The sequence below is a fragment of the Streptomyces sp. ATLC9 genome (genome assembly GCF_057196705.1).
The window spans coordinates 1-5,440 of record NZ_JBXUOY010000318.1 but is presented as its reverse complement, the minus strand read 5'-3'; the positions used below and the strand labels follow the sequence as shown (position 1 = coordinate 5,440).

Annotated in this window: 6 protein-coding genes and 1 riboswitch; of the genes, 5 read left to right on the top strand and 1 reads right to left on the bottom strand. The window is 73.4% G+C overall.

From position 1 onward, the window contains the following. The first annotated feature begins 210 nt into the window (after window positions 1-210). Window positions 211-274: riboswitch (guanidine-III (ykkC-III) riboswitch) on the top strand. A gap of 40 nt (window positions 275-314) precedes the next feature. Then, complete coding sequence (locus tag AC2CJA_RS23535; protein WP_484604685.1) at window positions 315-629, top strand: DMT family transporter; 315 nt, start codon at window positions 315-317, stop codon at window positions 627-629. A gap of 58 nt (window positions 630-687) precedes the next feature. Here the strand turns inward: AC2CJA_RS23535 and AC2CJA_RS23530 are convergent, their stop codons facing one another. Then, window positions 688-876, bottom strand: coding sequence for a hypothetical protein (locus tag AC2CJA_RS23530; protein ID WP_484604684.1), 189 nt, complete (start codon window positions 874-876; stop codon window positions 688-690). 206 nt (window positions 877-1,082) lie between these two features. Here AC2CJA_RS23530 and AC2CJA_RS23525 point away from each other — a divergent pair, with 206 nt between their 5' ends. From AC2CJA_RS23525 to AC2CJA_RS23510, 4 genes are all read left to right on the top strand, one after another. Continuing rightward, the gene (locus tag AC2CJA_RS23525; protein WP_484604686.1) at window positions 1,083-2,198 is read left to right on the top strand and encodes an LLM class flavin-dependent oxidoreductase; all 1,116 of its coding nucleotides are present in this window, start codon (window positions 1,083-1,085) and stop codon (window positions 2,196-2,198) included. Window positions 2,199-2,271: 73 nt separating this feature from the next. Then, on the top strand, window positions 2,272-2,916 hold the full coding sequence (locus AC2CJA_RS23520) for a CE1759 family FMN reductase (RefSeq protein ID WP_484604683.1): 645 nt from the start codon (window positions 2,272-2,274) through the stop codon (window positions 2,914-2,916). A gap of 262 nt (window positions 2,917-3,178) precedes the next feature. Beyond that, window positions 3,179-4,210, top strand: a complete 1,032-nt coding sequence (locus AC2CJA_RS23515) for a glutathione S-transferase family protein (RefSeq protein WP_484604682.1) — start codon at window positions 3,179-3,181, stop codon at window positions 4,208-4,210. 87 nt (window positions 4,211-4,297) lie between these two features. Continuing rightward, window positions 4,298-5,308, top strand: coding sequence for a zinc-binding dehydrogenase (locus tag AC2CJA_RS23510; protein WP_484604681.1), 1,011 nt, complete (start codon window positions 4,298-4,300; stop codon window positions 5,306-5,308). Window positions 5,309-5,440 lie beyond the last annotated feature (132 nt).

Below are 5,440 nucleotides of genomic sequence, written 5' to 3'. Positions count from 1 at the left end.
CGGGCTGAGGTGAACAGTACAGATCCGTGCCCACAGCTGAGGTCAGAGCAGCTCTCAGATTCGCTTCACCACCGGGCTGAAGCCCGGTGCACTGCGAATAGTCCCGGTAGCGCATGTACTCCCGCGTGCCCGGGGAGCGCGGCGGCATGACGGGGGCGCGCAGGGATGTGGAGAGGGCGCGGGCCGGGCGCGCTGCGGGCCGGTGCTAGGTTGGCCGTGGCGTCCCCGCGCCCCGGACGAGCGCGTCGTACCCGGCAGGACAAGACGGCGCAGGTCATACGCAGCAAGGCGGCATCATCTGCGGAGGTCACGTCATGGCGTGGGTCGTACTGGTCGTGTCGGGGCTCCTGGAGGCGGTGTGGGCCGGGGCGCTCTCGGCGTCGCACGGCCTGACCCGGCTCAGGCCCAGTGTGCTGTTCGTCGTCGCCCTCGCCCTGAGCATGGGCGGCCTGGCCTACGCGATGCGCGGCATCCCCATCGGCACCGGGTACGCGGTGTGGGTCGGGATCGGGGCCGTGTGCACGGCGGTGTACGGGATGGCCGCGCTGGGCGATCCCGTCTCCACCGGGCGTGTGCTCTGCCTGGTGCTGATCGTCGCCGGTGTCGTGGGGCTGAAGGTCCTGGAGTGAGCACGGTGGGCCCGGCCCGCGTGGCCCGGGCCCACCGCACCGCGGTCCGGGGCCGCCCTCAGCGGGAGGTGCCGCCCTCGCCGGAGGTACCGGAGGCGCCCTTCCCGCGCCCGGTGTGCTCGATCGTGGCCGGGTCGGCCCGCCCCTTGGCGGTCTCGCCGGACAGATGGCGGACGTGCTCCCTGGCGACCTGCCTGAGCCGCTCGTCCTTCTCGCGCTGCTCTTTCTCGCGACGGCGTTTGAACACGGTGCCTCGCTCCCTGCCTCGCACGGGCTGCCCGTGCGGTCCGTACGGGAGCAGCCCGCTGTGGGCTTTCCGCGCTACGCGGTTCCCCGCTCCCGGGCGTCCATGCCCGCCGGGTGGGGAGCAGCGGGGAGGGGAGCCGGAATAGGTCGGAGAGCCCGGCTGTTCGATAAAGTGATTGAACAATCAACTATTGGGATGTGAGCGCAGTGCAGTTCGGAATCTTCACCGTGGGCGACGTCACCCCGGACCCGACCACGGGCCGCACACCCACCGAGCACGAACGCATCAAGGCCATGGTGGCCATCGCGCTCAAGGCCGAAGAGGTGGGCCTGGACGTCTTCGCCACCGGCGAGCACCACAACCCGCCCTTCGTGCCCTCCTCGCCGACGACCATGCTCGGCTGGATCGCCGCCCGCACCGAGCGCCTGGTCCTGTCCACCTCCACGACCCTGATCACCACCAACGACCCGGTCAAGATCGCGGAGGACTTCGCGATGCTCCAGCACCTGGCCGACGGGCGCGTGGACGTGATGCTGGGACGGGGCAACACCGGGCCGGTCTACCCCTGGTTCGGACAGGACATCCGCCAGGGCATCCCGCTGGCCATCGAGAACTACGCGCTGCTGCACAAGCTGTGGCGCCAGGACGTGGTGGACTGGCAGGGCCGCTTCCGCACCCCCCTGCAGGGCTTCACCTCCACCCCGCGCCCGCTCGACGGCGTTCCGCCGTTCGTCTGGCACGGCTCCATCCGCTCCCCGGAGATCGCCGAGCAGGCCGCCTACTACGGCGACGGCTTCTTCCACAACAACATCTTCTGGAACAAGGAGCACACCCAGCGCATGGTCTCCCTGTACCGGGAGCGCTACGCCCACTACGGCCACGGCACCGCCGAGCAGGCGATCGTCGGCCTGGGCGGCCAGGTGTTCATGCGGCGGAACTCCCAGGACGCCGTCCGCGAGTTCCGCCCCTACTTCGACAACGCGCCCGTCTACGGACACGGGCCGTCGCTGGAGGACTTCACCGAGCAGACCCCGCTGACGGTCGGCAGCCCGCAGCAGGTCGTCGACAGGACCCTCGCCTTCCGCGACTACGCCGGCGACTACCAGCGCCAGCTCTTCCTGATGGACCACGCCGGACTGCCGCTGAAGACCGTGCTGGAGCAGATCGACATGCTCGGCGAGGAGGTCGTGCCTGTGCTGCGCGAGGAGTTCGCCGCCCGGCGCCCCGCGCAGGTGCCCGACGCCCCGACGCACGCCTCCCTCGTCGCCCGCCGCGAGGCCGGGGCCGCCGCCGGGGCCGCCGCGCCCGGCGCCACGGCCTGACACGGCTCGACGCAGCCCCCGCAATCCGTCCGGATCCCACCGGACCCCCGCACAGGACCGCAGGAGCACGACCATGGAACCCATCCGGATCACGGCCGTCTCGGCCGGCCGCCGCCTGGAGGGCGGGGAGCGCCGGGTGGAGGTACGGGTGGTGGAACTGCGCGACCTGGCCACCGACATCGCCCACAACCTGGTCACCGGGTTCCCCGGCCCCGCCCTGGCCGAGGCGGTCGAGGCGGTGACGGGGGCGGACGGCCTGATAGCGGTCACTCCGGTCTTCACCGCCTCCTACAGCGGCCTGTTCAAGTCCTTCTTCGACGTCATCGACAACACCGCGCTGCGCGGCAAGCCGGTCCTGATGGCCGCGACCGGCGGTACACCGCGGCACTCCCTGGTCATCGAGCACGCCATGCGTCCGATGTTCGCCTATCTGCGGGCGGTCACCGTCCCCACCGCCGTCTACGCCGCCTCCGAGGACCGGGGTGGTGTGGACGACAGGGCGGGCGAGCTGTCGGCCCGGATCGAACGGGCGGGGGAGGAGCTGGCGGAACTGGCCGGGGCCCGGCCGCGTCCCGCCGAGAGGGCCGGTACGGCGGATGCGGCCGGGACGGACGAGGCGAACGATGCGAACGGGTCGAACGGCGCGGCCGACGAAGCCGGGGAGACGGAGACCGTCGTCCCCTTCGCCCGGCACCTGGCCGCACTCGGCCTGGACTGATCCGCGCCCGCCCGCCGTGCCCGCCGGGGGCCGATGCCGGGCCGTACGGGCACCGAGACCGGAACCGGCCCGGCGCTCCCCGCCGGCCCCGAGGCGGCCGGCGGGGCGGTCGACGAGTACGTGTGCCGCCGCCCGGCGCCGACGGACCCGGGAGCGGGCGCGGCCGCCGGGCGCACGGGTGCCGGGGCGCGGAAGCGGGTAGGCGTCCGGATCCCGCGCCCCGCCGCCCGGGAGCCCCGAGTCCGAGAGGAAGGCAGCGCCCATGACGACCAGCGTCGGCAACCCCGGCAGCACGACAGCCGAGTACAAGAGGTCCCCGAGCCACTTCACCGACCGCATCACGGCCGACGGCGCCGACGGCTGGCCGGTCGAGGCCGGACGGTACCGGCTGGTGGTCAGCCGGGCCTGCCCCTGGGCGAGCCGCGCCCTGGTGGCGCGGCGGCTGCTCGGCCTGGAGGGCGCGATCTCCCTGGCGGTCACCGACCCCCTGCAGGACGAGCGGAGCTGGCGCTTCACCCTGGACCCGGACGGCCGGGACCCGGTGCTGGACATCGCCTTCCTCGGCGAGGCGTACACCGCCCGCGAGCCCGGCTACGACGGGGGCGTCAGCGTCCCGGCCGTCGTGGACGTCCCCAGCGGCGTGCTCGTCACCAACGACTACCCGCGCATCACGCTCGACCTGGCCACCGAGTGGACCGCGCTGCACCGCGACGGCGCGCCCGACCTGTACCCCGAGCCGCTGCGCGACGAGATCGACGAGGTGATGGCGGATGTCTACCGCAACCTGAACAACGGTGTGTACCTGACCGGTTTCGCCAAGAGCGAGCGGGCCTACGAACGCGCCTACCGCAACCTCTTCGCCTGCTGGGACCGGCTCTCCGAACGTCTGGCCGGCCGCCGCTACCTGGTGGGGGACACCATCACCGAGGCCGACGTGCGGCTGTTCACCACTCTGGTGCGCTTCGACGCGGTCTACCACAACCACTTCAAGTGCAACCGCAACAAGCTGACCGAGGACCCGGTGCTGTGGGCCTACGCCCGTGATCTCTTCCAGACCCCCGGCTTCGGCGACACGGTCGACTTCGACCACATCAAGCGCCACTACTACCAGGTGCACACCGACATCAACCCCACCCAGATCGTGCCGCTGGGCCCGGACCTTTCCGGGTGGCTGACCCCGCACCACCGCGAGGAGCTGGGCGGCCGGCCCTTCGGCGACGGGACCCCGCCCGGTCCGCCGCCCGGGGCGGAGGAGATCCCCGCCCGGGGCCGGGCCGGCGCCTCCGGAGCGTGAAACCGGGTGCCGGGCGGGTTCCCCGATCCCTGCGCGGGTACTGCGGCGGGGACGCAGGACGATCGCAGGCACCGATGGGGGAAACGGGTGGTCACCGTGCTCGCCGGACGGCTGGACGTGAGGACGCGCGCATTCTCGGTGGAGGAGGTGCCCACCCCGCGGCCCGGGCCGGGGGAGGTGCTGGTCAAAGTGGAGGCCGCGGGCGTCTGCCTGTCGGACATGCACCTGATCGACGGCACGCTCACCCCGCTGTACCTGCGGGGGGACACCGTCACCCTGGGCCACGAGGTCGCGGGCGTCGTCGCCGAGCCGGGCGCGGGTGTGACCCGGTGGCGGCCGGGACAGCGTGTCCTGCTCCAGGCCGGTGAGGAGCGGGACGGGGTGGTGTGGACCCGCGGGGTGGACTACGACGGCGGCTGGGCCGAGTACGCGGTGGCGGCCGGGCCGACGCTGGTGGAGATCCCCGACGAGCTGCCCTTCGAACAGGCCGCGATCATCCCGGACGCGGTGTCCACCCCGTGGGCCGCCATCACCGCCACCGCCCGCACAGAGCCCGCGCGCCCGGCCGGCGTCTGGGGTGCGGGCGGCCTGGGCGTGCACGGTGTGCAACTGCTGCGCCTGGTCGGCGCCGCACCGGTCATCGCGGTCGACCCCCTGGCCGAGGCGCGCGAGCGGGCCCTGGCCTCCGGCGCCGACCTGGCCCTCTCCTCGGACGATCCCGGGCTGCCCGCCCGGGTGCGGGGGGAGACCGGCGGGGCCGGGCTGGCCTTCGCCTTCGACTTCGCCGGAGCGCCGGCGGTGCGGGAGCAGGCGGTGCGCTGCCTGGGCCCGGGCGGCAGGCTGGTGCTGGTCGGGCTCACCGACCGGCCGCTGACCATCAGCGACGGCACCGCCTTCAGTTACTTCCAGCAGCGGGTGCTGGGCCACTACGGCTCCTCCGACGAGCACGTGGTGCAGCTCGTCGAGCTGGTACGGCGGCACCGGCTGGACCTCTCGCGGTCGGTCAGCGGGGTGCTGCCGCTGGCGGAGGCGGGGGAGGCGGTGGACCGGCTGCTGCGTAAGGAGGGCAATCCGGTCCGGCTGATCCTGCGCCCGTGACGCGGCGCCGGTACGGCGGGCGGTACGGGCGGTAAGGGCCGCGTGAAACAAACTGTGCGAACCGTGGGCACCGGCGCCGGGCCCGGGGGGGGCTGGTCTGCGCCGGCCCCGGGGGTGGCGCGCCGGCCCGCG